Annotated in this window: 23 protein-coding genes, 2 tRNA genes and 3 pseudogenes; 15 read left to right on the top strand and 13 right to left on the bottom strand. The window is 74.2% G+C overall.

The genetic code is table 11. The features are described 5' to 3' along the window. Both CUD01_RS02795 and CUD01_RS02790 read right to left on the bottom strand, forming a co-directional pair. Positions 1-322 (bottom strand): annotated as a pseudogene (locus CUD01_RS02795) (bifunctional 3'-5' exonuclease/DNA polymerase); the annotation flags it as partial. Positions 323-404: 82 nt separating this feature from the next. Beyond that, positions 405-1,040, bottom strand: coding sequence for an SGNH/GDSL hydrolase family protein (locus CUD01_RS02790; protein ID WP_141318529.1), 636 nt, complete (start codon positions 1,038-1,040; stop codon positions 405-407). An 84-nt stretch (positions 1,041-1,124) separates the two neighbouring features. On the opposite strand from CUD01_RS02790, the gene CUD01_RS02785 reads away from it, so the two are divergent. Then, positions 1,125-1,201: transfer RNA gene (locus CUD01_RS02785), tRNA-Pro, on the top strand. Positions 1,202-1,203: 2 nt separating this feature from the next. Here CUD01_RS02785 and CUD01_RS02780 read toward each other — a convergent pair. Continuing rightward, a pseudogene (locus CUD01_RS02780) lies at positions 1,204-1,365 on the bottom strand (response regulator transcription factor); the annotation flags it as partial. Between CUD01_RS02780 and CUD01_RS16930 the strand changes: the two are divergent. After that, a pseudogene (locus tag CUD01_RS16930) lies at positions 1,319-1,495 on the top strand (mycothiol transferase); the annotation flags it as partial. The pseudogenes CUD01_RS02780 and CUD01_RS16930 overlap by 47 nt on opposite strands. 126 nt (positions 1,496-1,621) lie before the next feature. On the opposite strand, the gene CUD01_RS02770 reads toward CUD01_RS16930, so the two are convergent. Further along, positions 1,622-1,692 (bottom strand) — tRNA-Gly (locus CUD01_RS02770). A 299-nt stretch (positions 1,693-1,991) separates the two neighbouring features. Between CUD01_RS02770 and tig the strand changes: the two genes are divergently transcribed. From tig to CUD01_RS02740, 6 genes are all read left to right on the top strand, one after another. Next, complete coding sequence (gene tig, locus CUD01_RS02765; RefSeq protein WP_094179687.1) at positions 1,992-3,353, top strand: trigger factor; 1,362 nt, start codon at positions 1,992-1,994, stop codon at positions 3,351-3,353. A 205-nt stretch (positions 3,354-3,558) separates the two neighbouring features. After that, complete coding sequence (locus CUD01_RS02760) at positions 3,559-4,155, top strand: ATP-dependent Clp protease proteolytic subunit (protein WP_166772124.1); 597 nt, start codon at positions 3,559-3,561, stop codon at positions 4,153-4,155. A gap of 25 nt (positions 4,156-4,180) precedes the next feature. Then, complete coding sequence (locus CUD01_RS02755) at positions 4,181-4,885, top strand: ATP-dependent Clp protease proteolytic subunit (RefSeq protein ID WP_141318528.1); 705 nt, start codon at positions 4,181-4,183, stop codon at positions 4,883-4,885. Between the two features lie 336 nt (positions 4,886-5,221). Further along, entirely contained in the window at positions 5,222-6,487 is a 1,266-nt protein-coding gene (gene clpX, locus CUD01_RS02750; protein WP_094179690.1) for an ATP-dependent Clp protease ATP-binding subunit ClpX, read from the top strand. Positions 6,488-6,592: 105 nt separating this feature from the next. After that, positions 6,593-6,907 carry a chorismate mutase gene (locus CUD01_RS02745; protein ID WP_141318545.1) on the top strand — a complete coding sequence of 105 codons (315 nt, stop codon included), beginning with the start codon at positions 6,593-6,595 and terminating at the stop codon, positions 6,905-6,907. 168 nt (positions 6,908-7,075) lie between these two features. Continuing rightward, positions 7,076-8,278 carry a baeRF2 domain-containing protein gene (locus CUD01_RS02740; protein ID WP_141318526.1) on the top strand — a complete coding sequence of 401 codons (1,203 nt, stop codon included), beginning with the start codon at positions 7,076-7,078 and terminating at the stop codon, positions 8,276-8,278. 66 nt (positions 8,279-8,344) lie between these two features. Here CUD01_RS02740 and CUD01_RS02735 read toward each other — a convergent pair whose 3' ends face one another. The 4 genes from CUD01_RS02735 to CUD01_RS02720 form a co-directional block, all read right to left on the bottom strand. Beyond that, entirely contained in the window at positions 8,345-10,165 is a 1,821-nt protein-coding gene (locus tag CUD01_RS02735) for an AMP-dependent synthetase/ligase (RefSeq protein ID WP_141318524.1), read from the bottom strand. Between the two features lie 96 nt (positions 10,166-10,261). Beyond that, positions 10,262-11,131, bottom strand: a complete 870-nt coding sequence (locus CUD01_RS02730; RefSeq protein WP_141318522.1) for an aldo/keto reductase — start codon at positions 11,129-11,131, stop codon at positions 10,262-10,264. 65 nt (positions 11,132-11,196) lie between these two features. Beyond that, on the bottom strand, positions 11,197-13,833 hold the full coding sequence (gene valS / locus CUD01_RS02725; RefSeq protein ID WP_141318518.1) for a valine--tRNA ligase: 2,637 nt from the start codon (positions 13,831-13,833) through the stop codon (positions 11,197-11,199). 61 nt (positions 13,834-13,894) lie between these two features. Continuing rightward, the gene (locus CUD01_RS02720) at positions 13,895-14,398 is read right to left on the bottom strand and encodes a hypothetical protein (protein WP_141318516.1); all 504 of its coding nucleotides are present in this window, start codon (positions 14,396-14,398) and stop codon (positions 13,895-13,897) included. Between the two features lie 177 nt (positions 14,399-14,575). Between CUD01_RS02720 and CUD01_RS02715 the strand changes: the two genes are divergently transcribed. From CUD01_RS02715 to CUD01_RS02700, 4 genes are all read left to right on the top strand, one after another. Beyond that, the gene (locus CUD01_RS02715; RefSeq protein WP_094179696.1) at positions 14,576-14,866 is read left to right on the top strand and encodes a hypothetical protein; all 291 of its coding nucleotides are present in this window, start codon (positions 14,576-14,578) and stop codon (positions 14,864-14,866) included. After that, a complete protein-coding gene (locus tag CUD01_RS02710) occupies positions 14,863-16,401 on the top strand; it encodes a WXG100 family type VII secretion target (protein WP_094179697.1) in 1,539 nt (512 codons plus the stop codon). The genes CUD01_RS02715 and CUD01_RS02710 overlap by 4 nt, the downstream gene beginning before the upstream one ends. Beyond that, positions 16,398-17,042: a hypothetical protein gene (locus CUD01_RS02705; RefSeq protein ID WP_141318514.1), complete on the top strand. Its 645-nt coding sequence runs from the start codon at positions 16,398-16,400 to the stop codon at positions 17,040-17,042. Before CUD01_RS02710 ends, CUD01_RS02705 begins: the two co-directional genes overlap by 4 nt. 71 nt (positions 17,043-17,113) lie before the next feature. Next, complete coding sequence (locus CUD01_RS02700) at positions 17,114-17,716, top strand: hypothetical protein (protein WP_141318512.1); 603 nt, start codon at positions 17,114-17,116, stop codon at positions 17,714-17,716. A 98-nt stretch (positions 17,717-17,814) separates the two neighbouring features. Here the strand turns inward: CUD01_RS02700 and CUD01_RS02695 are convergent, their stop codons facing one another. Then, on the bottom strand, positions 17,815-18,363 hold the full coding sequence (locus tag CUD01_RS02695) for a CGNR zinc finger domain-containing protein (protein ID WP_094179700.1): 549 nt from the start codon (positions 18,361-18,363) through the stop codon (positions 17,815-17,817). A 48-nt stretch (positions 18,364-18,411) separates the two neighbouring features. On the opposite strand from CUD01_RS02695, the gene CUD01_RS02690 reads away from it, so the two are divergent. From CUD01_RS02690 to cofE, 3 genes are all read left to right on the top strand, one after another. Further along, positions 18,412-19,434 (top strand): EamA family transporter, encoded by a 1,023-nt coding sequence (locus tag CUD01_RS02690; protein ID WP_244937619.1) that lies wholly within the window; start codon positions 18,412-18,414, stop codon positions 19,432-19,434. Between the two features lie 154 nt (positions 19,435-19,588). Then, positions 19,589-20,605: a TIGR03557 family F420-dependent LLM class oxidoreductase gene (locus CUD01_RS02685; RefSeq protein WP_268532088.1), complete on the top strand. Its 1,017-nt coding sequence runs from the start codon at positions 19,589-19,591 to the stop codon at positions 20,603-20,605. A gap of 13 nt (positions 20,606-20,618) precedes the next feature. Further along, positions 20,619-21,419, top strand: coding sequence for a coenzyme F420-0:L-glutamate ligase (gene cofE / locus CUD01_RS02680; protein ID WP_141318541.1), 801 nt, complete (start codon positions 20,619-20,621; stop codon positions 21,417-21,419). Positions 21,420-21,520: 101 nt separating this feature from the next. On the opposite strand, the gene CUD01_RS02675 is transcribed toward cofE, so the two are convergent. The 4 genes from CUD01_RS02675 to CUD01_RS02660 all read right to left on the bottom strand — a co-directional run bounded on the left by CUD01_RS02675 (position 21,521) and on the right by CUD01_RS02660 (position 25,693). Continuing rightward, positions 21,521-23,110: an HNH endonuclease gene (locus tag CUD01_RS02675; RefSeq protein ID WP_141318510.1), complete on the bottom strand. Its 1,590-nt coding sequence runs from the start codon at positions 23,108-23,110 to the stop codon at positions 21,521-21,523. Positions 23,111-23,193: 83 nt separating this feature from the next. Further along, a complete protein-coding gene (locus tag CUD01_RS02670) occupies positions 23,194-23,763 on the bottom strand; it encodes an HhH-GPD-type base excision DNA repair protein (protein ID WP_141318508.1) in 570 nt (189 codons plus the stop codon). Positions 23,764-23,795: 32 nt separating this feature from the next. Then, entirely contained in the window at positions 23,796-24,626 is an 831-nt protein-coding gene (locus CUD01_RS02665; protein ID WP_141318506.1) for a putative F420-0 ABC transporter ATP-binding protein, read from the bottom strand. Then, positions 24,617-25,693, bottom strand: coding sequence for a putative F420-0 ABC transporter permease subunit (locus tag CUD01_RS02660; RefSeq protein ID WP_371860745.1), 1,077 nt, complete (start codon positions 25,691-25,693; stop codon positions 24,617-24,619). Before CUD01_RS02660 ends, CUD01_RS02665 begins: the two co-directional genes overlap by 10 nt. Positions 25,694-25,695 lie beyond the last annotated feature (2 nt).

Here is a 25,695-nt window from a genome sequence, read left to right as displayed (position 1 = left end):
AGGCGGGCCGCGCGGACGCCGGGTCGGCGGGCCCCGCCGCGTCGAACGGACCCGCGGGCGCGTGCGCGAGGTCGGACCCGGCGCACGACGCCGAGCCGCGCAGCAGCCGGTGCGTGAGGCGCAGGTCCAGGCACCGCTCGACGTGCACGCCGTCCGCCAGCAGGCGCGGGTACCACGCGTGCGTGTCCGCCCACGCCCAGCGCACCGCGCGCTCGGGGCCGAGCACCGCGGCACCGCTCTCGCGGACCGCGACCACGCGGTCCGGTCCCACGGTGTCCGGCGACGCGGACGAGCCCGCCGGCCGGGCGACGACGACGATCACGTCTGCAGCCTGCCGCACGCCACCCACGCCCGAGGTGCCCGCGCGCCGCGCCGTCCCCCCGGGCCGGCCGGTCCGTGCGCGCTCAGGCGGGCACGCCGAGCTCGTCGAGCCACGCCTCGGCGAGCAGCCCGTTGCCCGCCGCGGTCAGGTGCACGCCGTCCGTCGTCCAGTGCGCCGCGCCCGCGGCCTCGATCGCCTCCGCGAACAGCAGGTCCGCCGCGAGCAGGCTCGTGCCGTACTCCTGGGCGAGCGACCGTACGACCGCGATGCGCGGGTCCAGGTCCTCGCGCCACGCCTCCTGCTCCGGCGTGAGCGGGAGCAGGAACGGCTCGACGAGCACGAACCGCACGTCCAGGCGCGCGCGCGCCGAGTCGAGCATCGCGCGGTAGTGCTCCTCGAACTCGCGCGTGCTCGTCGGCTGCCCGCTGTCGTAGCGCCGCCACGTGTCGTTGACCCCGACGAGCAGCGAGATCACCGTCGGCTCGAGCGCGAGGGTGTCCCGCTCCCAGCGGTCCCGCACCATCGCGGCCGTGTCACCGCCCACGCCGCGGTTGAGGAACGTGAGTCCCAGGTCCGGCCGTCGCGCGCCGGCCAGCGCCGCGGCGATCGCCACCCACCCGTGGCCGAGGCTCAGCGGGTCCTGGCGGTCCCGGCCCCAGTCGGTGATCGAGTCGCCCTGGAACAGGACGCGGTCGGCGTGGGTGAAGAACGTCGGCACGCGCACATCCCACCACAGCCTGACCCGAAGGGGTGACCGCGACGCGTCCCCTAGGCTGGGCGTCGCGCGGGCCCCCTCGCGCGACGGGGTGTGGCGCAGGTTGGTAGCGCGTCCGCTTTGGGAGCGGAAGGTCGCCGGTTCGAATCCGACCACCCCGACCAGGTCACCGGGCGCCGATCAGGCCGCGACGGTGCGCGACGTCGACCGCCTCCGCGCGGCCGGACGCGCCGAGCTTCGCGAGCACGTTCGACACGTGCACCGAGACGGTCTTGCCGGAGATGTACAGCCGGCGGCCGATCTGGTTGTTCGACAGGCCCTGCGCGACGCTCGCGCGCCGCTCCGTCCCGCCGTCGGACATGTCCCTGCCCGGCATCGTGCGCCACCTCGCCGAGGTCGAGCAGTACTGGTTCCGCATGGTCATGGTCCGTGAGCGCCCCGAGCGCCACTACCGCGGCTCCGCCGTGCACGCGTTCCTCGACGCGCGCGGCGACGACGAGCACGTGAACGACGCATGGGCCCGCTCGACGGGTTGGGCGGGTGGATCGGCGCAGGCCCGGAGGACGTGCGTGGGCGGGCGGGGGAGCGGACGACGGGAATCGAACCCGCGTAGCCAGTTTGGAAGACTGGGGCTCTACCATTGAGCTACGTCCGCACAGGCCGCACAGGTGCGACCGGCGGCGTCAAGGGTACCGGCTCGTTCCGGTCCGTCCGAACCGCCCCGGGGCGACCGCTCGGGGGCCGGCCGCCGCTAGGTGGCGGCCGGGCTGTGATTCGTCCGTGCTCCGGCGCGTGACGTACCATCGAGGGTCGCCCGTGCGCGCCTCAGCCCTTGAGCGCCTCAGCCCTTGAGCCCGACCTCATGGACCTGGCCTCGAGCCTGTCGCCGCGCCGGCGCCCTCGCACCGCCGCCGGGAACGGCGAAACCACCCCGATCAGTTGGAGAGCATCGAAGTGAAGAGCGCCGTCGAGACCCTGGAGCCGACGAAGGTCAAGCTGACCGTCGAGGTGACGTACGACGAGCTCCGCCCGAGCATCGAGCACGCGTACCAGCACATCGCGGAGCAGGTGACGGTGCCGGGCTTCCGCAAGGGCAAGGTGCCGCCGCGCATCATCGACCAGCGCGTCGGCCGTCCGGCGGTCATCGAGCACGCGGTGAACGAGGGTCTGGGCGGCTTCTACGCCGAGGCGGTGCGCGAGAACAAGCTGCGTCCCCTCGGCCAGCCCGAGGTCGAGGTCACCAAGGTCCCCGGCCTGGTGGCCGGCGAGGAGGAGGGCGAGCTGCACTTCTCCGCCGAGGTCGAGGTGCGCCCCGAGCTCGAGCTCCCCGCGCTGGACGGCCTGGCCATCGAGGTCGAGGGCGTCGAGGTCGAGGACGCGGACGTCGAGGGCCGTCTCGACGCGCTGCGTGAGCGCTTCGGCACGCTCGTGGGCGTGGACGCCCCGGCGGAGGCCGGCAACTTCGTCGTGATCGACCTGGTCGCGAAGATCGACGACGCCGAGGTCGACTCGGTGTCCGGCGTGAGCTACCAGATCGGCTCGGGCAACATGCTCGAGGGTCTGGACGAGGCGCTGACGGGCCTGTCGGCGGGCGAGACGACGACGTTCGAGACCGAGCTGGCCGGTGGCGAGCACGCGGGCGAGAAGGCTCAGGTCACGGTGACGGCGACCACCGTCAAGGAGCGTCAGCTGCCCGACGCCGACGACGACTTCGCGCAGCTCGCGTCCGAGTTCGACACGCTGGACGAGCTGAAGGCGGACCTGCGCGAGCAGGCCGCGCGCATCAAGGTCTCCAACCAGGCGGTGCAGGCGCGTGACCTGCTCGTCGAGAAGCTCGTGGAGAGCATCGAGATCCCCGTGCCGTCGGGTGTCGTCGAGGCCGAGGTGCACCGTCACCTCGAGTCCGAGGGCCGCCTGGACGACGACGAGCACCGCACAGAGGTCACGGAGCAGGCGCAGACCGCGCTGCGCAACCAGATCCTGCTGGACACGCTCGCCGAGAAGCTCGAGGTCAAGGTCTCGCAGCAGGAGCTCGTCGAGTACCTCGTGCAGGCGTCGCGCCAGTACGGCATGGACCCGAACACGTTCATCAAGACGCTCGACGAGGGCGGCCAGATCCCGGCGATGGTGGCCGAGGTCGCGCGCTCGAAGTCGATCGCCGTCGCGCTGCGCCAGGTGACGGTCACGGACCCGTCGGGTGCCGCGGTGGACCTGTCCGACTTCATCGGCACCGACGAGGACGACGCGGCCGAGTCGCAGGACGACGCCGCCGCTGCCGCCGCGGTCGCCGACGCGGCCGTGGACGCGACCGCCTGACGGTCGCCCCGCTCCACCGGGAGCCCCGTCGCCGCACGCCGGTGACGGGGCTCTCGTCGTCCCGGCCCGCACCCGCCGCGCGCGTGCTGCGCCGACAGCGAAACGGGCCGTGGCCGGGCCGGATCTGCGGCGGCCGGGCGTTAGTGTCACTGCGACGCAAGGATGCCGCTTCGACCAAGGAGCCTTCGTGAACGACTTCCCGGCCATGGCCCGGGCCGACTCTCCCGGACTCGGCCTGAACGACCACATCTACAACCGGCTGCTGCGCGAGCGGATCATCTGGCTCGGTTCCGAGGTGCGCGACGAGAACGCGAACGCGATCTGCGCGCAGATGATGCTCCTGGCCGCGGAGGACCCGGACAAGGACATCTGGCTGTACATCAACTCGCCCGGCGGCTCGATCACGGCCGGCATGGCGATCTACGACACGATGCAGTACATCAAGCCGGACGTGGCGACGATCGCGATGGGCATGGCGGCCTCGATGGGGCAGTTCCTGCTCTCGTCGGGCGCCAAGGGCAAGCGCTACGCGACGCCCCACGCGCGGGTGATGATGCACCAGCCCTCGGGCGGCATCGGCGGTACCGCGACGGACGTGCGCATCAACGCGCAGCTGATCCTGCACATGAAGACGGTGCTCGCGGAGCTGACCGCCGCGCAGACGGGCAAGAGCGTCGAGCAGATCAACGCGGACGCCGACCGTGACCGCTGGTTCACCGCCCCGGAGGCGCTCGAGTACGGGTTCATCGACCACGTGGTCGAGGCCGCGAGCTCCGTCACGGGCCGCGGCGGGACCGCCTGAGCCTTCGAGACCGCGAGGAGATCCAGTGAGCACCGAGTCCCAGTTCATCGCCCGCGCGGGCGCATTGGCCGGCGGCTTCGGCCGTCCGGCGGCCGCCGCGCCGTCCGCCCGTTACGTGCTGCCCCAGTTCGAGGAGCGCACGGCCTACGGCTTCAAGCGGCAGGACCCGTACACCAAGCTGTTCGAGGACCGCATCATCTTCCTCGGCGTGCAGGTGGACGACGCCTCGGCCGACGACGTCATGGCGCAGCTCCTGGTGCTGGAGAGCACCGACCCGGACCGCGACATCACGCTGTACATCAACTCGCCCGGTGGCTCGTTCACCGCGCTGACGGCGATCTACGACACGATGCAGTACATCAAGCCGCAGATCGCGACCGTCTGCCTCGGGCAGGCCGCGTCCGCGGCGGCCGTGCTGCTCGCGGCGGGCACCCCGGGCAAGCGCCTGGCGCTGCCCAACGCGCGCGTGCTGATCCACCAGCCCGCGATGGAGGGCGGTGGGTACGCGCAGGCGTCCGACATCGAGATCCACGCCAACGAGCTCATCCGCATGCGCGAGTGGCTCGAGGAGACGATCGCGCACCACACGGGGCGGGACGTCGACGCGGTCCGCCAGGACATCGAGCGTGACAAGATCCTCACGGCGCAGCAGGCCCTCGAGTACGGACTCGTCGACCAGGTGCTCGCGAGCCGCAAGGGCGCGCGCCCGACGGTCGTCGAGCCGTCCTGACGGCGCACTGCGAGTGACGACCTCGGCGGGCGCGGACGGGTGATCCTGCCCGGACGCGCCCGCCGTCGTCGCTCCTGACGGCGAGCCGCCCAGGCCGCCGACGCGCCCGATAGCCCAGATCCGGCACGCCGAAACGGTTCAGACGGCCCGGACCGCCCGGACGAGCGAGGACACGCCGCGACACGATGCGGGGTACGCGGGACACGGCGCGCGGCGTAGTGTCCAATGGGACACCGGCGGCGACGCCCGCAGCACGACAGCACGCAGTCGGCAGCAGCCGACGATCGCAAGGACGCAGGCCGCGAGGGGCGGCGCAGCGCGAGGAAGGGACGAGACGTGGCTCGGATCGGGGACGGTGCCGACCTGCTCAAGTGCTCCTTCTGCGGCAAGTCCCAGAAGCAGGTCAAGAAGCTCATCGCCGGGCCCGGCGTGTACATCTGCGACGAGTGCATCGAGCTGTGCAACGAGATCATCGAGGAGGAGCTCGCCGAGGCCAACGAGACGGGCCTGGTCGAGCTGCCGAAGCCGCGCGAGATCTTCGCGTTCCTCGAGCAGTACATCATCGGGCAGGAGTCGGCCAAGCGGGCCCTGTCGGTCGCGGTGTACAACCACTACAAGCGGATCCAGGCCGGTGAGGGCGTGCGCAACGCCGACGACCAGGTCGAGATCGCCAAGTCCAACATCCTGCTCGTCGGCCCCACGGGCACGGGAAAGACGTATCTGGCCCAGACGCTCGCGCGCATGCTCAACGTGCCGTTCGCCCTGGCCGACGCCACCGCGCTGACGGAGGCCGGCTACGTCGGTGAGGACGTCGAGAACATCCTGCTCAAGCTCATCCAGGCCGCTGACTACGACGTCAAGAAGGCCGAGCAGGGCATCATCTACATCGACGAGATCGACAAGATCGCCCGCAAGAGCGAGAACCCGTCGATCACGCGTGACGTCTCGGGCGAGGGCGTCCAGCAGGCGCTGCTGAAGATCATCGAGGGCACGACGGCCTCGGTCCCGCCGCAGGGCGGTCGCAAGCACCCGCACCAGGAGTTCATCCAGATCGACACGTCGAACGTCCTGTTCATCGTGGCCGGGGCGTTCGCAGGGCTCGACGACATCATCGCCGCCCGCGCACGCAAGCGTGTCGTCGGGTTCGGCGCGCCGCTCGTCGACAACCACGAGGAGGGCGACCTGTTCTCCGAGGTCCGTCCCGAGGACCTGCAGAAGTACGGGCTCATCCCCGAGTTCATCGGGCGTCTGCCGGTCGTCGCGGCCGTCGGGCGGCTCGACCAGGACGCGCTCGTGCGGATCCTCACGGAGCCGCGCAACGCGCTCGTCAAGCAGTACCAGCGGATGTTCGAGATCGACGGCGTCGAGCTCGAGTTCGACGAGGAGGCCGTCGCGGCGATCGCGGACCAGGCGCTCCTGCGCGGGACGGGCGCACGCGGTCTGCGCGCCATCATGGAGGAGGTCCTCCAGCAGGTGATGTTCGACGTCCCGAGCCGCGACGACGTCGCACGCGTGCTCATCACGCGCGACGTGGTGCTCGAGAACGTGAACCCGACCCTCGTGCCGCGCGAGAAGCGCCCGCCCCGCGAGAAGAGCGCCTGACCGCGCGGTTCGCGGCCTAGGATCGCGGGCGTGACCGACGCGATCCGCCCCGCCGAACCCGCTCCCGAGCACGGGGGAGCGTCCGGGGCGGCGCAGCCGACGGACATCCCGCCCGAGCTCGCCCGGCTGCGGCACAGCATCGACAACATCGACGCCGCGCTGGTCTACCTGCTCGCGGAGCGGTTCAAGGCGACCAAGCAGGTCGGGGTCCTGAAGGCGCAGCGCGGACTGCCCCCGTCGGACCCGGGTCGCGAGGTCCGGCAGGTCGCGCGCCTGCGTGAGCTCGCGGACCAGGCGGACCTCGACCCGGTGTTCGCGGAGAAGTTCCTGGCGTTCATCGTCGAGGAGGTCATCCGCCACCACGAGGCGATCGCGCAGGACGGCGGGCGCGAACCCGCAGGTGGTGACGCCACCACCTGACCGTGCCGCGGCGCCCTCCCGCGGGGCCGTCGCCAGGGGTGGCGTGGGGCGCCAACCTGCGGTTGGTTAGGAGTGGTCAGCGAGGCTCGAGACGCGCGACCGCTGACGTCCGCGTCCCGGGCACCGTCCACTGCACGGCCCACCTCGTGGGCCGAAGGAGGTTGCCGCATGGACCTGCACTGGCTCAAGCCGCTGCTCGGCCGGACGTCGCCGTTCGTCACCGTGTTCCTCGACGCGACGAGAGCAGAGTCGGCGGGGGAGTCGGAGGCGGCGGACCGCTGGAAGGCGGCACGGCGGGAGCTCGAGCGCGAGGGCGCGCCGGGTGCCGTGCTCGACGAGATCGCCGACCTGGTCGCGGTGCCGACGGGCGTGCGAGGACCGCACGGGCGCGTGATCGTGGCGGACGGCCAGGGCGTGCTGGTCGACCGCGTCGTGGGCGAGCCGCCCGCTCGGACGATCGCGACGTTCGGACCGGTGCCCGACCTGCTGCCCGCGGTGCGGGCCGCCGACGAGGCGGTCGAGCTGCTCGTCGTCGCGGTCGACCGCACGGGTGCGGACCTTGTGTGGAAGTCCGCGGGCGGTGCCCGCCCCGGCGTGGGCGAGGACGGCGAACCGCTGCACGAGAGCGTCGAGGGCGGTCACGACGACGTGCACAAGACCCGGGAGAACGGGCTGTCGCGGCGCAACCAGTCGCGGGCCGAGGACTCGTGGCAGCGCAACGCCGAGGAGGTGGCGGCGTTCCTGGACAAGCGCGTCGCGGAACGCACCCCCGAGCTCGTCGTGCTCACCGGTGACGTGCGTGCGGTCGCGCTCGTGTGCGAGAAGGTCGGCCAGCAGGTCCGCGAGCTCGTCGTCGAGGTGCCCGGCGGGGCGCGCGGCGCCGGGGCGAAGCCGGACGCGTTCGCACAGCGCGTGCGGGCCGCGGTGGACGAGCTGCGCGCGCGTCGCCGTCACGCGGTGCTCGACCGGTTCGGCCAGGCGCTGGGGCGCGGCGAGGCCGCGGTGACCTCCCTCGACGACGTCGTCGAGGTGCTGCGCCGGGGACAGGTCGCCGAGCTGGTGCTCGGTGACGGGGCGCTCGGCGCGTTGCAGGAGCGTGAGGTGCTCGTCGGCCTGCAGCCGCTCGAGCTCGCGACCAACCAGGCCGACCTCGACACGCTGGGCGTCGCGGACGGTCGACGGTACCCGGCGGTCGTCGCGCTCGTGCGGGCTGCGCTCGCGCAGGACGCGGGCGTGACGTTCGCCCCGGACGGGGCGGCCGAGCTGGCGGACGGCGTCGGGGCGCTCCTGCGGTGGTCGGACGAGTCCACACCGAGCGAGCAGCTGCTCACGCAGTCGGCCGACGCGCGGCGCGTGCGCGCGATCCCGTAGCGCAGGCGCTCGGCTGCGGCGTCACGGGCCGCGCGTCCCCATCGAGGGCGCGCGGCCCGAGCCGTCTCAGTCCCGCGCGGTTCCGCGGGTGTCCGTGTAGAGCTCCTCGATCTGCGGGGCGAAGTCCGCGAGCACGCGGGTGCGCTTCACCTTGAGCGACGGCGTGAGGTAGCCGTTCGCCTCCGTGAGGTCGGTCGGCAGCACGGCGATCTTGCGGATGGACTCGGCACGCGAGACCGCCTCGTTGGCCCGGGCCACCGCGCGGTCGAGCGCCTCCAGCACGGCGGGGTGCTCACCGGCGGTGACGACGTCCATGGCCGGCAGGCCGTGGTTCGCGAGCCACCCGGGCAGCATCTCGGCGTCCAACGTCACGAGTGCCCCGATGAACGGCCGCTGGTCGCCGACGACCACGACCTGGCTGACGATCGGGTGCCCGCGCAGGCGGTCCTCGAGCACCGCCGGGGCCACGTTCTTGCCGCCCGCGGTCACGATGATCTCCTTGGAGCGGCCGGTGATGCGCAGGTACCCGTCCTCGTCGAGCGAGCCGAGGTCGCCCGTGCGGAACCAGCCGTCGACGAGCGCGGCCTTCGTCGCCTCCTCGTCGTGCCGGTACCCGCGGAAGACGTGCGGACCTGCGACCCAGATCTCGCCCGCCTCGTCGACGCGCACCCGGGTCCCCGGGAACGCGGGACCCACCGTGCCGACCTTGGTGAGACGCGGCAGGTTGACCGCGGTGGGCGCGGTCGTCTCCGTGAGCCCGTAGCCCTCGAGGACCCGCACGCCGATCCCCCGGAAGAAGTGCCCCAGCCGGTCGCCGAGCGGCGCACCACCGGAGATGGCCCACTCGACATGGCCACCCAGCGCCGCGCGGAGCTTCGCGTGCACGAGGCGCCCCGCGAGCCGGTGCTGCGTGCGCAGCGCGGCGCTCGGTCCTGCGGGCGTGTCGAGGGCGCGTGAGTACTGGATCGCGACCTTCGCCGCCCAGCGGAACACCCGCAGCGCGGCGCCCGAGCCGGCCTTCTGCTCGGCCGAGTTGTAGACCTTCTCGAACACGCGCGGCACGGCCAGCAGGAACGTGGGACGGAACGACGCGAGGTCGGGCAGGAGGTTGCGTGTGTCGGGCGTGTGCCCGAGCACCGCGCCGGACGGGACGCACAGCACCTGGATGAACCGCGCGAACACGTGCGCGAGCGGCAGGAACAGCAGCGTGCGCGAGTGCGGCTGCGCGTACACCTCGCCGAGGTCGTCGATGCCGAGCAGGCAGACCGCGACGAAGTTGCCGTGCGTGAGCTCGACGCCCTTCGGGCGGCCGGTGGTGCCGGAGGTGTAGATCACGGTCGCGAGGTCGTCGCGGCCGGCGAGCGCGCTGCGCCGCCCGATCTCGGCGTCGGGCACGTCGTGGCCGGACACGACGAGCTGCTCGAGCGCGCCGGCGTCGATCACGAGGACCTCGCGCAGCCCGGGCAGGTCGTCACGCACGCTCTCGACGACGGCGGCGTGCGCCTCGGTCTCCGCGACGAGCAGGCGGATGCCCGCGTCCGCGCAGATCCAGCGCACCTGCTCCGCGGAGTCGGTCTCGTACACCGGCACGCCGACCGCGCCCGCGGACCACACCGCGAAGTCGAGCACCGTCCACTCGTACCGGGTGCGCGACATGATGCCGACCCGGTCGCCCGGTGCGATGCCGCGGGCCACGAGGCCCTTGGCCACCGCGGTGACCTCCGCGACGAACCCGCGGACCGTCACGGGCGTCCACGCGGAGCCCAGGCCCGACGAGCGCTCGGCGAACGTGCCGTCGGGGTCGCGCGCGAGTCGCTGCGCGAGCATGCCGGGGATGGAACGAGGGGCGTCGGCGGGCAGCGTCGACGGCGAGGTGCTGGGGGACATGTCTCTCTCCGTGGGGGTACGACGAGACCCTACCGCTCGGTTACCGGGCGGTAGCCTCGCGCGCTCGTCGGCCCGCGGTGTGCCGCCGGCCGTCGCTCAGAGCTCCTCGTAGACCGCCGGGTCCTGGTCGTTGGTGCGACCGTCCGGCCGCGACAGCCCGCTGATCGCCGCGACCTCGTCGGGCGACAGCGTGAAGTCGAACACCGCGAGGTTCTCCCTGCGGCGCTCGGCCGAGCCCGACTTCGGCAGCGGCACCGCACCCAGCTCGACGTGCCAGCGCAGCACCACCTGGCCGGGTGTGCGTCCGTGCGCGCGGGCGACCTCCTGGATCACCGGCTCCTCGAGCAGCGGTCCGCGGGCCAGCGGGCTCCACGACTGCGTGAGCACGCCGCGCGCCTCGTCGGCGCCCCGCTGCTCCGGCTGCGCGAAGTGCGGGTGCAGCTCCACCTGGTTCACGGTCGGCAGCTCACCCGTGACGCGCTTCAGCGAGTCGAGGTGCTCGGGCAGGAAGTTCGAGACGCCGACCGACCGGACCAGACCGGCGTCCCGGAGCGAGAGCAGCGCCGCGAACGCCTCGGCGTACAGCCCGCGGCCGGGGTTCGGCCAGTGGATGAGGACCAGGTCCCAGTGGTCGAGCCCCGCGCGCAGCAGGGACTCCTGCACGGCCGTGACCGCGTCGTCGTGCCGGTGGTAGCGGCCCGGCAGCTTGGTCTGCAGCACGAGCTCGTCGCGCGGCACACCGGACTGGCGCACGCCCGCGCCGACCGCACCCTCGTTCTCGTAGTTGTACGCGGTGTCGATCAGGCGGTACCCGGCGCCGATCGCGTCGGCCACCGCGTCCCGGCCCGCGAAGCCCTTGAGCGGGTAGGTGCCGAAGCCGATGGCGGGCAGCACCAGGCCGTCGGCCAGCGTGCGGGTGGGGACGTCCTCGGGGGCGGTCGGTCGGCTCGGCGAGGTCGAGGTCATGCCCAGCACGCTACGCCCGCAGGTGGGAGACGGGCACGTCGGTGCTCGCCTCCCACCGTCGGGCGTCAGGCGCCGCGCTTGACCGGCTCGCCCAGCTGCGCGTCGTGCGCGACGGCCTGCTCGACCTCGCCCGCGACGAGCTCCAGCGTGCCGGTGGCGCGGCCCGCGGCGCGCACGTCGTCGAGCGCGACCTCGACGTCGGCGAGCTGCGCGGCCGGGACCTCGAGGCGCGCGGCGAGGATCTCCGTGCGCATCGACACCTTCGCCTCGGACTTGACCTTGCGCAGCGCCGCGAGCGCGGCACCGGCCGCGGTCACGGTCGCGAACGACGCGTCACCCGTCGCCGAGCGCAGCGGCGCGGACTGCGGCCACGCGGCGCGGTGCACCGAGCCCTCGCGCCACCACGACCAGACCTCCTCGGTGGCGAACGGCAGCACCGGCGCGAGCAGGCGCAGCAGCACGTCGAGCGCGAGGCACAGCGCGGTGCGGGCGCTCTGCGCCCCCGCACCCTCGCCGTACGCGCGGTCCTTCACGAGCTCGAGGTAGTCGTCGCAGAACGTCCAGAAGAACGTCTCCGTGAGCTCGAGCGCGCGCGTGTGGTCGTACGACTCGAGCGCGGCGGTCGCCTGGTCGACAACGTCGGCCAGGCCGGCGAGCATCGCCCGATCGAGCGCGACCGTGACGAGCGCCGGGTCGAGCGACGGTGCCTCGTCGGCCGCGCCGAACGACAGCGCGAACTTGGAGGCGTTGAGCACCTTGATCGCCAGGCGTCGGCCGATCTTCATCTGGCCGACCTCGAACGCCGCGTCGGTGCCGAGCCGCGCGGAGGCCGCCCAGTACCGGACCGCGTCCGACCCGTGCTCCTCGAGCAGGCCCATGGGCGTGACGACGTTGCCCTTGGACTTCGACATCTTCTTGCGGTCCGGGTCGAGGATCCACCCGCTGATGGCGGCGTCGGTCCACGGCAGCGACCCGTGCTCGAGGTGCGAGCGGACCACCGTCGAGAACAGCCACGTGCGGATGATGTCCTGGCCCTGCGGCCGCAGGTCCATCGGGAAGACGCGCGCGAACAGGTCCGGGTCGGAGCGCCAGCCGCCCGCGATCTGCGGGGTCAGCGACGACGTGGCCCACGTGTCCATGATGTCGGGGTCCCCGACGAAGCCTCCCGGCACACCGCGCTGGTCCGCGGTGTAGCCCGCGGGCACGTCCGACGACGGGTCGACGGGAAGCTGGTCCTCGGACGGGACGAGCGGGTTGTCGTAGTCGGGCTCGCCGTCGGCGTCGAGCGCGTACCAGACCGGCAGCGGCACGCCGAAGAACCGCTGGCGGCTGATGAGCCAGTCGCCGTTCAGGCCGCCGACCCAGTTCTCGTAGCGGACCTGCATGAACTCGGGGTGGAAGTCGAGCTCGGCACCGCGCGCGAGCAGCGCCGCGCGAAGGTCCGTGTCGCGGCCGCCGTTGCGGATGTACCACTGACGCGACGTGACGATCTCGAGGGGCTTGTCGCCCTTCTCGTAGAAGTTCGCCTTGCGCTGCGTGGGCGTCGGCTCGCCGTCGAGGTCACCCGAGGCGCGCAGACCGGCGACGACCGCCTCGCGTGCCGAGAACGTCGTCTTGCCCGCGAGCTGCGCGAACACCTCACGGCCCTGCTGCGACGTGATCCACTCCGGCGTCTCGCGCAGCAGGCGGCCGTCGCGCTGCACCACCGAGCGTGTCGGGAGCTGCAGCTCGCGCCACCACTGCACGTCGGTCAGGTCGCCGAACGTGCAGCACATCGCGATGCCCGCGCCCTTGTCGGGCTCGGCGGCCGGGTGCGCGAGCACCGGGACCTCGACGCCGAACAGCGGGGTCGTGACCGTCGTGCCGAACAGGTGCTGGTAGCGCTCGTCGTCGGGGTGCGCGATGAGCGCGACGCACGCGGGCAGCAGCTCCGGTCGCGTCGTCTCGATGTGGACCGGGCCGTCGGCGCCGTGGAACGCGACCCGGTGGAACGCGCCCGGGTAGTCGCGCGCCTCGAGCTCGGCCTGCGCGACGGCGGTCTGGAACGTCACGTCCCACAGGCCCGGCGCCTCGGCCTGGTACGCCTCACCACGCGCGAGGTTGCGCAGGAACGCCTGCTGCGCGACGGCGCGCGACTCCGCCGAGATGGTCTGGTAGGTCATCGACCAGTCGACCGAGAGCCCGAGGCGGCGCCACAGCGCCTCGAACTGCCGCTCGTCCTCGACCGTGAGCCGCTCGCACAGCTCGACGAAGTTGCGTCGGCTGACCGGCACCTGGTCGGCGGCCTTCACGGTCTTGTCCGTGCCCTCGTGCGGCGGCGTGAAGTCCGGGTCGTACGGCAGCGACGGGTCGCAGCGCACGCCGTAGTAGTTCTGCACGCGACGTTCGGTGGGCAGGCCGTTGTCGTCCCAGCCCATCGGGTAGAACACCTCCGCGCCGCGCATGCGGCGGTACCGCGCGACGACGTCGGTGTGCGTGTACGAGAACACGTGCCCCACGTGCAGCGAGCCGGAGACGGTGGGCGGCGGGGTGTCGATCGAGTAGATCTCCTCGCGCGAGCGCGTGCGGTCGAACGAGTACGTCCCGAGCTCGGCCCAGCGCTGCGACCACGACTCCTCGAGCCCCTCGAGGCCGACCTTGTCCGGTACGCGGCGGCCGGTCGCGGTCGTCGGGACGTCGGTGCGGGAGGTCAGGTCGCTCATGACCGCCCATCTTCCCAGACGTCGGGGGTCTTCCCGTACGGGTTTCGTGCGTCGGGACGCCTCAGCGTGGGTCCGCGCCTACGAGGGCGTCGGGCTGCGGCAGGAGCGCGTCGATCTGCGCGCGCATCCAGGAGTTGTAGACCGCGCCGACCATCGGCCCGGCGGTCCGGCTCGAGCGCACCTGAGCGTCGAGGTCGACGACGGCCGGCCAGGCGAACGCCGCGAAGTCCCGCACGGTGGTCGTCAGCGCGTAGGCGTGCGCGTCGTCGTCCGCGCGGTCGCCGACCACCACCGAGACGACCCCGACGCCCGACTGCATGCCGCGCATCCCGCCGTGCGCGAGCTTCGCGTGGTCGAGCGACGCGCGGGTGAACCGGGCGAGCCCGTCCGCCGTCACGTGGGGCGTCGTGGCGACGTGGACGAGCAGGTGCAGGGTGGTCGCGAACCACCGCACGCGGAAGTCCCGGCGGTACCCGACGAGCGCCGACGGGGGTGCGCTGCGCACCGTGTAGCCCGAGACGACGAGCCTGTCGTGGACGAGCGCCTGGTATCCGAGGGTGTCCACGTCGCTCCTTCTGCGCGGGTGAGCCGTCGGCCGATCGTGCCACGCCGGCACCGCCCCGCGAGGGCGTTCGACGGGGGGGCGTTCGACGGACCGACCGCCCCGGTTCCGGGCAGGCGGCTCGTCTGCCACGATGACTCGGGTCGATCCACGACGGGGTGTCCGACGAAGGGTGGGGGAGTGAGCGACGACGTCGAGCTGCAGCCGGCCGCCGTCGGGGCGATGGCGGTGCGCTTCCGCGCGTCCGGCATGGAGCTCGGCCGGGTGCGCGACGCGCACGCGGCCGCGACCGCCGAGGCCGTCGTGCCGGTCGCGCGCGCCCACGAGCGCGCCGTGCACCGCTGGACCGAGGGGCTGCGGGTCGCCGCCGCCGCGCTGGTCGAGGTCGGGACCGAGCTCGACGCGTGCGTGCGCGCCACGACGGACGGCGACGAGCGGACGGCCGCCACGTTCCGCGGGGTCCAGCCGTGAGCGGGGTCGTGGACGTCGACTTCGACGAGGTCGTCCAGTCGCTGTGGCGCGGCCTCGACTCGCTCGACGAGGCGGGGTTCTCGCTGAACCCGCTGGACATCGTCGAGAACGTCCGCGCCGCGGGTCGGCTCGTCGACCGGGTCCGCACCGTCGCCACGCAACCGCCGCCGGGAGACCCCGCGGCGAGCCGGCGCGCCGCACAGGCCTGGTCGGCGCTCGCGCGCGGGCTGACGGCGACGACCGACAAGGTGGACACCGACCGGGCGCACCGACGCACCGTCTGGACCGGCACCGCCGCGCGCGCGTTCGACGCGACGGCGCTCGAGCTGGACCGTCGGCTCACCGATGCGGCCGCCGGTGCCCGACGAGCCGCCGTCGCGCTCGAGGAGCACGCGGACGCGCTCGCCCGCGCGCAGCGCAGGCACGGTGACGTCGCGGCCTCGCTGCGCCGCGCACGCGACGACATCCCGCGCCACCCGGGCGAGCTGGACCAGCTCGACGACGTCGTGCGGCACCTGCGTGACGCGCTGACCGCCGCGCTCGAGTCGTGGCGCGACGCGGGGGCGGCGGCGCAGGCGTGCGCGAGCGAGCTCGCCGCGGTCGAGGCCGCGATGCCGTTCCCCGACGGAGCGGCGCCCGGCATGCGCGCGCTCGACGTCCTCGGCCAGCACGGCACCGGCTCGGGCCGGCCCCCGCTCGTCGACGGCGTGCTCGAGCGCGCGCGGGCCGCGTACGACGCGCTGTCCCCGCAGGACCGTGCCGCGTTCGACGCGCTCATGACCGGTGCGGCGTCCGAGCGGCACCGCGCCTGGCTGCTTGCCGCGCTCGCGGCTGGACACCCTCTCGCCACGCTGCGGCGGTTCGCCGAACGGATCAACCGCGCGGCGGACCCCGACGCGCTCCTCGACCCGCGGTCCGCGCTGCGGCGCGACGGCCCGTTCACGCAGACGACTGGCACGACCTGCGGCTCGTCGTCGCTCGTCTACGCCAGCATGCTGCGCGACCCCGCCCTCGCGCTGCGTGTGCTCACCGGCTACGACGCGACCACGGGCCACGCCGACGACCCGGCCCGCACACCCGCCGACCGGTTCACCGAGCTCGAGACCGAGATGAAGCGCCGCACCGACGACCCGCGCAAGGACCCCGACGGCGGGTGGCGGCCCGGCAACGTCTCCATGCCGTGGATCCCCGCGCTCGGGACCTCGCCGTGGGCCGCCGCCGAGGAGCTCGACGCGCTGGCGCCGGACGGCGTGCGCTACCGGGTCGACATGGTCGACCCGGCCTCGCCCGACGACAAGCAGGACGCCTACCGCTCGCTGGTCGAGTCCACCGACCGGGGCGACCCGGCCATCCTCTACGTCGGCGACGAGACCGCCCCGCGGCACGTCGTGCTCGTGTACGCGCACGCCGACGGGTCGATCGAGCTCTACGAGCCCGGGCACGGCGAGCGTGTGGTCGTCACGCAGGAGCAGTTCGTCCACGGCGAGTTCTCGGTGGGCGGGTGGCCCAAGCCGTGGGCCGTCGTCACGCCGTGACCGGCCGCACCGCGCGGGGCGCGCTCGCCGGGGTGTCGGCCGTCGCAGTCGCCGCGTGCGCGCTCGCCGCGTGCACGCCGCCCGTCCCCGAGGACCAGACGACGCGCGTCGACGTCGAGCGCTTCCAGGACCTCGCCGCCGACCCCTGGCTCGCGGCGACCGCGCTGACGGTCGGGCGGTACGCGTTCGGCACGGACCGCCAGTTCGAGCCCGGCGCGGCGCGCGGGACGCGCACGGCCACCGGGACCGTCGGGCAGGTGCTGACGGCCCAGACGTCCGCCGCGGCGCGTGAGGGCTGGGTCGTCGCCGCGGCACGCTGCGGGGACGGCTCGGGCACGGACTCCGGGTGGCCCGTGACGGTCGAGCTGGTACGGGTGCTGGCCGACGGGGCCGCGGCGGTGGGCGAGGTGCGCGTGGAGCAGGACCAGTCGGGCGTCGAGGACGGTGCGACGCGCGTGCTGCCGCGCCGCGTGCTCGTCGCGGCGTACGCGCCGCACCACACGAACCGCGCGCGCGTCGAGGTGCCCGACGAGCCGGTCGCGTTCGACGCGTTGGCCTGCCTCGGTGGCGCAGGGGGAGCGAGCGTGGGACCGACCGACCTGCTGCCGACCGTCCAGGGCGCCGACGAGGCTGCCCGGTGAGGGCTCGGGTGAGGGCTCGGGTGACGCCTCGGGTGCTGGCTCGGGTCACGGCTCGGGGCGCGGGGAGGCCCGTGGTCGTGGGGCTCGTCGTCGGGCTGGTGCTCGCCGCGGTCGGGGGGTGCGCGCGTGACCTCAGCCGGGACGACGTGCTCGACGCGCTGCGGGCGCAGGGGTGGCCCGCGGACGCGAGCGTCGAGAGCGACGACGACCCGGGCGGGGGTCGCTACGCGCGGCCGCGCGCGTCGGCGCGCAGCGACTCGCCGCACGAGCCGTGGCGCGCGGTCGGCGCCGAGGTCGGGCGGGCGGTGGCGGCCGGGTGGGTCCCGGTGTACGCGCAGTGCGCCGGCCGGCAGGACTCGGTGCGCGTCGACCTCGTGCGCGAGGTGCACGAGGGGGTGCCCGCCACGGCGACCGTGACGGGCGAGGTCGTCGACGAGCTCGGGCTGCCCGCGCGGCTGTCGGACGGCTCGACCGTGGTGTCGGTCGAGGTCGTCGCGGCCGCGCCTCAGGACGTGTCCGACCGGGCGCTGCTGCCCGCGGCCGTGCGTGCCGGCGTGCCCGACGAGCCGGTGGACCTCGCCGGCTGCCTGACCGACCCGCCGGCGGGCGGGGCGCTGCGCTGGGCCGGGACACCGGCGGCCCTGCCCGCGGTGGGTGGTCCGCTGCCGCGCTGACCCCGCGGTGCTGCTCCGCGGTCGGTGCCGTCCCGCGGCCGGTGCTGCTCGGTGCTGGGTGCTGCTCGCTGCCGCTCGACGGTCGGTCCGTGCGGCGGTCAGTCCGCGGTGTGGCGGGCTCGGTAGGCGGCGACGTGCGCGCGGTTGCCGCAGTTGTTCACGTCGCAGAACCGGCGGGAGCGGTTGCGCGACAGGTCCACGAGCACGGCGGTGCAGTCCTCGCCCGCGCACCGGCGCAGGCGGTCGTACTCGTCGGACCGCACGACGTCGGCCACGCCCATGGCGGTCTCGACGAGCATGACCGTCGCGAGCGGGGCGTCCGGGACGGTCGCGTGCAGGTGCCAGTCGAGCGCGTCGTGCCGGGTCAGGAAGGGCACCGCGGCGGCGTCGCGCAGGATCGTGTTGACGAGCCCGGCGGCCTCGTCGCGGTCGACGTCCCACAGCCGCCCCAGGCGCGTGCGCGCGTCGTGCACCTGCGCGAGCTCGGCCAGGTCGCCGTCGTGGCGCACCGAGTAGCCCCACCGCCGGTAGAACGCGTCGAGCTGGTCGACGCGCGCGAGGGCGTCCGCGCCGTCGCGCCGACGGTCGCTGTTGACCAGCTCGACCGCAGCGCGCAGGTTCGCCTCGGTGTCACGAGCAAAAACCACATTGACTCCTGAGCAGGTCGGGTCCTACTGTCACGAGCATAGGAGCCTGTGACCCCTGACACGGAGCGCAGGGCGGCGGCACGTCGGGGAGAGCAGATGCAGGGCACGCGCGCCCGCAGCGTGGGGATCGTCGCCGGGCTCGTCGCCGCGCTCGCGTTCGCCACGAGCGGGCCGGTCGTCAAGCCGCTGCTCGCGGCCGGCTGGACGCCCGGCGCGGCGATCCTGGTCCGGCTGTGGCTGGGGGCGTTGCTCCTCGCCGGGCCCGCGGCGTGGGCCCTGCGGGGGCGCCGGCACGTGCTGCGAGCCGAGTGGCGCACCGTCGTCGGGCTCGGTCTGCTCGGCGTCGCGGGCGCCTCGACGTTCTACTTCCTTGCCGTGGACCGGCTCCCCGTGGCCGTCGCGCTGCTCGTCGAGTACACCGGGCCTTTGCTCCTGCTGGGCTGGTCGTGGTTCCGCACGCGCCGCACCCCGTCGCGCGCGACCCTCGCCGGTGCCGCGCTCGCGATGGCCGGGCTCGTGCTCGTGCTCGACGTGACCGGCTCGCTCGAGCTCGACGCGCTCGGGCTCGTCTACGCGTGCGTCGCGGCCATCGGCAACGCCGCGTACTTCGCGCTCACCGCACGGCCCATCGCCCTGCCGCCCGTGAGCCTGGCGGGCTCGGCGATGCTCGTCGGCGCGCTCACCGTGACGCTCGTCGCGCTCGTCGGGATCCTGCCCGTGGCGGCACCGCGGGTGCAGGTCACGATGCTCGGGGCGCAGGTCGAGTGGTTCGTCCCGCTGCTCGTCGTCGGCGCCGTGCCCACGGCGTTCGCGTACGGCGTCAGCGCGGTCTCGGTGCGGTTGCTCGGGGAGCGGCTCGCGTCGTTCCTCGCGCTCATGGAGGTGCTGTTCGCCGTGCTCCTGGCGTGGCTGCTGCTCGGCGAGGCGCCGCTGGCGATCCAGGTCCTGGGTGCCGCGCTCGTCGTCACCGGGGTCGCGCTGGTCCGCTCCGGCGCCGCGTCAGACGGCGAGCTGCGCGACGGGACGCCGGAGCCGGTGCTGCCGCCGGTGCGCGAACCCGCGCGCACCTGACCGCGTGCACCTGACCGCGTGCACCTGACCGCGTGCACCTGACCGCGTGCACCTGACCGCCGCGCTCAGTCGCCCACCGCGCCGCACGGCATAAGGTCGATCGGGTACGGCCGCGCCACGCGCGCGCCACGACGAGCGAGACGAGGACGACCACGTGACTGGTGTGACGGCGTCCGGCCTGACGGTCGGGTACGCGGCGATGCTCGAGCAGTTCCACCCCACCGAGGCGGTCGCGCTGTCGGCGTACGCCGAGGAGCACGGCTTCTCGGGCGTCATGGCCGCGGACCACTTCCAGCCGTGGGTCCCCGCGCAGGGGCAGGCCGCGTTCGTGTGGAACGTGCTCACGGCGATCGGCGAGCGGACCAGCGGCGACATGGGGCCCGGCGTGACCGCGCCGACGTTCCGCTGGCACCCCGCGATGGTCGCGCAGGCGAGCGCGACGCTCGCGGCGATGTACCCGGGGCGGCACTGGCTGGGCCTGGGCTCCGGCGAGGCGCTCAACGAGCACATCACCGCGCAGTACTGGCCCGAGGCCCCCGAGCGGATCAACCGCATGTTCGAGGCCATCGACATCATCAAGAAGCTGTTCAACGCGTCGCTCGCGGGCAAGGACGTCAAGCACTCCGGCGAGTTCTACAAGATGGAGTCCACGCGGCTGTGGACGATGCCCGAGGAGGCCCCGCCGATCCTCGTCGCGACCGCGGGCCCGATCACCGCCAAGCGCGCGGGTCGCCACGCCGACGGCCTCATCACGGTCGGTGCACCGCTCGAGAAGATCGAGGGCCTGTTCTCGCGCTTCCACGACGGCGTGCGCGAGTCCGGCCGCAACCCCGAGGACCTGCCCAAGGTCCTGCAGGTGCACCTGTCGTGGGCACCGACCGACGAGGAGGCGCTCGCCAACGCGATGCACGAGTGGCCCAACGGGGGCATGAAGTTCCCCAAGGCCGACATCCGCTCGCCGTTCGAGCTCGAGCAGATGGCGCGGCTCGTGCGTCCCGAGGACTTCGAGGGCCGCATGGTCATCTCCGCCGACCCCGACGTGCACCGCGCGGCGATCCAGAAGTACGTCGACCTCGGCTTCGACCGCATCTACCTGCACAACGTGGGCCGCAACCAGCGCGAGTGGATCGACGTGTTCGGTGAGCACGTGCTGCCGAAGCTGGTGCGGTGAACCCGCGGTGACCATGGACGAGCTGCGGGTGTGGGCTCCCGCGGGCCTGCGGGAGATCGTCCCGGGCGACGACCTCGTCGGCCTGCTCGTCGGCCTCCTGCGCGACGACGCCGCCGCCCACCCCGACCGTGCGCTCGCGGACGGGGACCTGCTGGTGCTGACCTCGAAGGTCGTCTCCAAGGCCGAGGGGCGCGTCGTCGCGGCCGACGACCGCGAGCAGGCGATCACGGCCGAGACCGTGCGGGTGGTCGCGACGCGCGAGCACGCGACCGGTGTCACGCGGATCGTCGAGAACCGGCTCGGGCTCGTCATGGCCGCCGCCGGGGTGGACGCGAGCAACACCCCCGAGGGCACCGTCCTGCTGCTGCCCCTCGACCCCGACGCGAGCGCCCGTACGCTGCGCGCCGGGATCGCGGCGGCGTTCGGCGTGCGGGTCGGGGTACTCATGACCGACACCGCCGGGCGGCCGTGGCGCGACGGCGTCACCGACATCACGATCGGCGCCGCGGGCGTGCGGGTCCTGGACGACCTGCGGGGCGAGTCCGACTCGTTCGGCCGTCCGCTGACCATGACCGTGACTGCTGTGGCCGACGAGGTCGCGGCCGCCGCCGAGCTCGTCAAGGGCAAGGCGACGGGCCGCCCGCTCGCGATCGTCCGCGGCCTGGCCGCGCACGTGCTCGACGACGACGGCCCCGGCGCCCGGGTGCTCGTGCGCACGGGGGAGCAGGACATGTTCCGCCAGGGCAGCGCCGAGGCCTACGCCCAGGGCTGGAAGGACGCCCTCGACGCCCGGCCCGAGTCCGACCCGAGCTGACGCCACGGCGCCGCGGGTTCCCGAGCCGACCCCGACGTCCGACGCCCGCGGCCGGGCCGGTGGCCCGGCGTCACGTCCGCTACCGGGCCGGTGGCCCTGCGTCACGTCCGCGCCCGGTCGTCGCGTGACGCGGGTGCGTTGACCGGCTCGCCTGAACGCTCACAAAACTCGTACCGGGCGGGTGGGGCCAGGCCCGCGGACGGGCCGACCTCGCCCGCCGGTCCCTCGCCGGGCGGGTGGGTCCGCCGGTCGACCGTCAGGTCCTGCTCGTGCACGTGGTGGTGATGGTGGCTGCACAGCAGCACGGCGTTCTCGAGATCGGAGCGCCCGCCGTCGCGGTGCCACCAGCGCATGTGGTGGACCTCGCAGAACCGCGGCACGACGGCACACCCGTTCCACGCGCACATCCGGTCGCGCGTGACCACCGCGGTGCGTTGGGCCGGGGTGAACATCCGGCGGGTCCGACCGACGTCCAGCGGCAGCCCTCGCGCGTCCATCACGACGCGCGTCATCGCGCAGTCGCACAACGCCGCGGCGAGCTCGGAGCGGCTCAGGACGGTGCCGTCCTCGGTCGTGGCCGCCGGCACCGGGACGTCCGGGAGGACCGACTGCGGCGGTGCGGTTCCGGTGGCGGAGCCGTCCGCGTCGGGACCTGTTGCCCGGCCGCCGGGTCCTGCGCGGTGCGCGAGCCGCCGCCGGACCTCGTCCCAGGTCGCCGCCGGGACGAGGAGGCTGACCTGGGCCACCGGGGCGCTCGCCGTCCCGCGGACCGTCTCCCCGTCGCGGGTGGTGGGACCGTGCCCGCCGCCGCGAGCGTCCGGGCCGGATCCGTCGCCGTGGGCCCCCGGGCCGGGCTCCTCACCGCCGGGCGCCGGGCGGACGTCGGAGCGCAGGGCGTGCTGGGCGAGAGCGGCCAGGGCGTCCGCGCGGGCCTGCTCGCGGGTGCGCTCGTCGTCCTCGCGGTGGCCGGTCGCGTCGAGGGCGCGTGCGAGGATCTCGCCGCTCACCGGGTCGAGCCGCCCCTTGAGGAACGTGCCGTCCGGGTGGTGGGTCACGTGCAGGAACCGCGCGCGCCGCGCGGCGGAGCGGGCGTCCTCGAGCTGGTCGTGGTCGTGCGAGGCCACCAGGGCCGCGAGCGAGCGCGCGAACTCCCGGACCTCCGTGCCCCGAGCGAGCTCCACGACCTGCGACTGCGTCGGGCCTGCGCGGAGCACGGCGGCGACCGTCTCGCGCGCGTCGTGCATCGTGCGCGCGAGCACGTCCGCGTGGCCCACGGGCATGACGTTGCGGCTGACGGCCTCACGCACCTGGTCGAGCTCGGCGAGCGCCTGCGCGGTGCCGACCTCACGCGCCGCGTGGAACCGCGACGTTCCGGTGAGCCGGGCCCGCGTGTCGAGGAACGCCCGCTCGCCCCCGACGGCCGCTGCGGAGTCGCGCTGCGCGACGAGCACAGGGGAGCGCAGCGTCGCGACGAGACCCGGCACGTGGTCCAGCACGCGCAGCACCCGGGCCCGCACCCCAGGGGCCCAGGTCGCTGCGCCGCGCGACCGGACGCTCGCCTCCGCGAGCAGCGCGACCACCGACTCGAGCGTCGCGAGGAGCGCCTCGCCGTCCTTGTCGGGATGGCAGCTCGGTGGCACGACGGCGCGGTCGGCGGACCCGCCTGCCTCGACACCATCGCGCTCGAACATGTGTTCGATCCTACGCGCATCGGGACGACCCGGACATCGTCGTCCACAGACCGGACGACGCGGAGGACCGAGCCTGCGTGGCGTCAGCGAGCCTTCGCAGCCGCCTTCGCGGCCTTCTTCGTCTCCCGCACCTGGCCGAGCGAGACCGCGTCGGTCACGTCGGCGATCGACCGCCGCGCACCGTCCTCGCCGTAGGCGCCGGCCGCCTCCCGCCAGCCGGCGGGCTGCACGCCGCGCTGCTTGCCGAGCAGCGCGAGGAAGATCCGGGCCTTCTGCTCGCCGAACCCGGGCAGCGCACGCAGCCGCTTGAGCACCGTCGCGCCGTCGGGGTCGCCGTCCGTCCAGATGCGGGTCACGTCGCCGTCGTACTCCTCGACGACCGCACGCGCGACGGCCTGGATGCGCCCGGCCATCGAGCCGGGGTAGCGGTGCACCGCCGGGGGAGTCGCACACAGGGCCGCGAACTCGTCGGGGTCGGCGTGCGCGAGCGCCTCGGGCGACAGCGTGCCGAGCCGGTCGAGGATCTTCGCGGGACCCGCGAACGCGGCCTCCATCGGGTACTGCTGGTCCAGCAGCATCCCGATCAGCAGCGCGAACGGGTCGGAGTCGAGGAGTTGGTCCGCGGCCGCGTCGCCGGTCATCCAGAGCGCCATGGCGGCCATTGTCCCCGGCCCGGAGCCGGGCGTCACGCGCGCCCGGTGAGTGCGATGACCGGCCGACCCGTGCGCGGGTGCACCAGGACGTCCGCGTCGACGCCGTACACCTCGCGCAGCAGCGGCGGCGTGAGCACGTCGGCCGGCGGGCCCGCGGCGACCAGGCGTCCGTCGGCGAGCACCAGCACGTGCGCGCAGAACGCCGCGGCGAGGTTGAGGTCGTGCAGCGCGGCGACGGTCGTGACGCCCAGGTCCCGTACGAACGCGAGCAGCGCGAGCTGCGCGGACACGTCGAGGTGGTTGGTCGGCTCGTCGAGCAGCAGCAGCTCGGGCTCCTGCGCGAGCGCCCGCGCGACGTGCACGCGCTGCCGTTCGCCGCCGGACAGCGTGGACCACGTGCGGTCCACCAGGTGTGCGGCGCTCGCGGCCCGCAGCGCACGCAGCACCGCGCCGTCGTCGGGGTCCGTGCCCCACAGCGAGCGGTAGGGGATGCGGCCGAGCGCGACGACCTCCCGGACCGTGAGCGGGACGGTCGCGCTGGACTCCTGCTCGAGCAGCGCGACGCGCCGAGCGCGCAGGCGCCGGTCGAGCGTGTGCACGGGCGTGCGGCGAGCCCCCGGAGCACCGTCCGACGACGAGCGGTCGGACGACGTGCGCTCCGACGACCCGGGCGCAGCGGGGACGAGGACCGCTCCCGCATCGGGCGGCAGCAGCCCCGCCACGAGCCGCAGCAGCGTCGTCTTGCCGGCGCCGTTCGGCCCGAGCAGCCCGGTGAGCGCACCGGCCGGGGGAGTCGCGTCGACCCCGTCGACCACCCACCGCCCGCCGAGCCGGACACCGACCCCGGAGATCGTCAGCTCCACGCCGTCCCCCGTCCCCGCCGCAGCAGCACGGCGAACACGGGCACGCCGACCATCGCGGTGACGATGCCCACGGGCAGCTCGCGCGGCGCGAACACGGTCCGGGCGAGCGTGTCGGCCCACACGAGGAACGTCGCGCCCGTGAGCGCGGCGACGGGCAGCAGGCGGCGGTGCGTGGGGCCGGTGAGCACGGACACGGCGTGCGGCAGGATCAGGCCGACGAACCCGATGGCGCCGCTCACGGCGACCATCGCGCCGGTGAGCAGCGCGACGAGCGTCATGAGCGTCCACCGCGTGCGGTCGACGTCGATGCCGAGCGCGGCGGCGGCGGTGTCGCCGAACGCGAACGCGTCGAGGCGTCCGCCGACGACCAGCAGCACGGACCCGACGACGAGCAGCGCGCTGCCGGCGATGGCGACCGACGGCCACGTGGCGCCCGCGAGCGACCCGAGGAGCCAGGACAGGATCTCGCGGTAGGAGTCCCCGGTCGCGGTCCAGAAGATGACGAACGACGTGCCCGCGGCCGCGAGCTGGGACACGGCGAGCCCCGCGAGCACGGCGCGCGTGGGGGTGACGGACCCGGCGGTGCGCGCGAGCGTCAGGGTCGCGACGAGCGCGGCGACCGCACCGGCGAACGCGGCGACGGGCAGCAGGAGCGACACGCCGACGACGAGCACGGCGACCGCCCCGAGCGACGCGCCCGACGAGAGCCCGAGCAGGTACGGGTCGGCCAGCGGGTTGCGCGTGAGCGACTGCATCACGGCGCCGGCGGTCGCGAGCCCCGCGCCGACGGCGGCCGCGGTGAGCACGCGCGGTGCGCGCAGGTCCCACACGATCGCGTCGTGCAGCGCGGGGACGTCCCCGACGAGCCCGAGGTGGTGGCCGACGACACGCGCGACCTGCCCGACGCCGAGCGCGGCGGGGCCGATCGTGACCGTGACGAGCAGGCTCAGGACGAGCAGGAGGAGGCCGCCGACGACGAGCGCCGCGAGCGGCGGCCGACGCGGGGGTCGCCGCTCGTCACCGCGCAGGTCGGCGCCGGGCGTCCCGGTCCTCGTCGTGCGCCGCACGC

This window comes from Cellulomonas uda, from assembly GCF_006538705.1.
Taxonomy (GTDB): Bacteria; Actinomycetota; Actinomycetes; order Actinomycetales; family Cellulomonadaceae; genus Cellulomonas; species Cellulomonas uda.
Note: the sequence above shows the minus strand (reverse complement) of the source record. Positions and strands in the feature narration are given on the sequence as shown.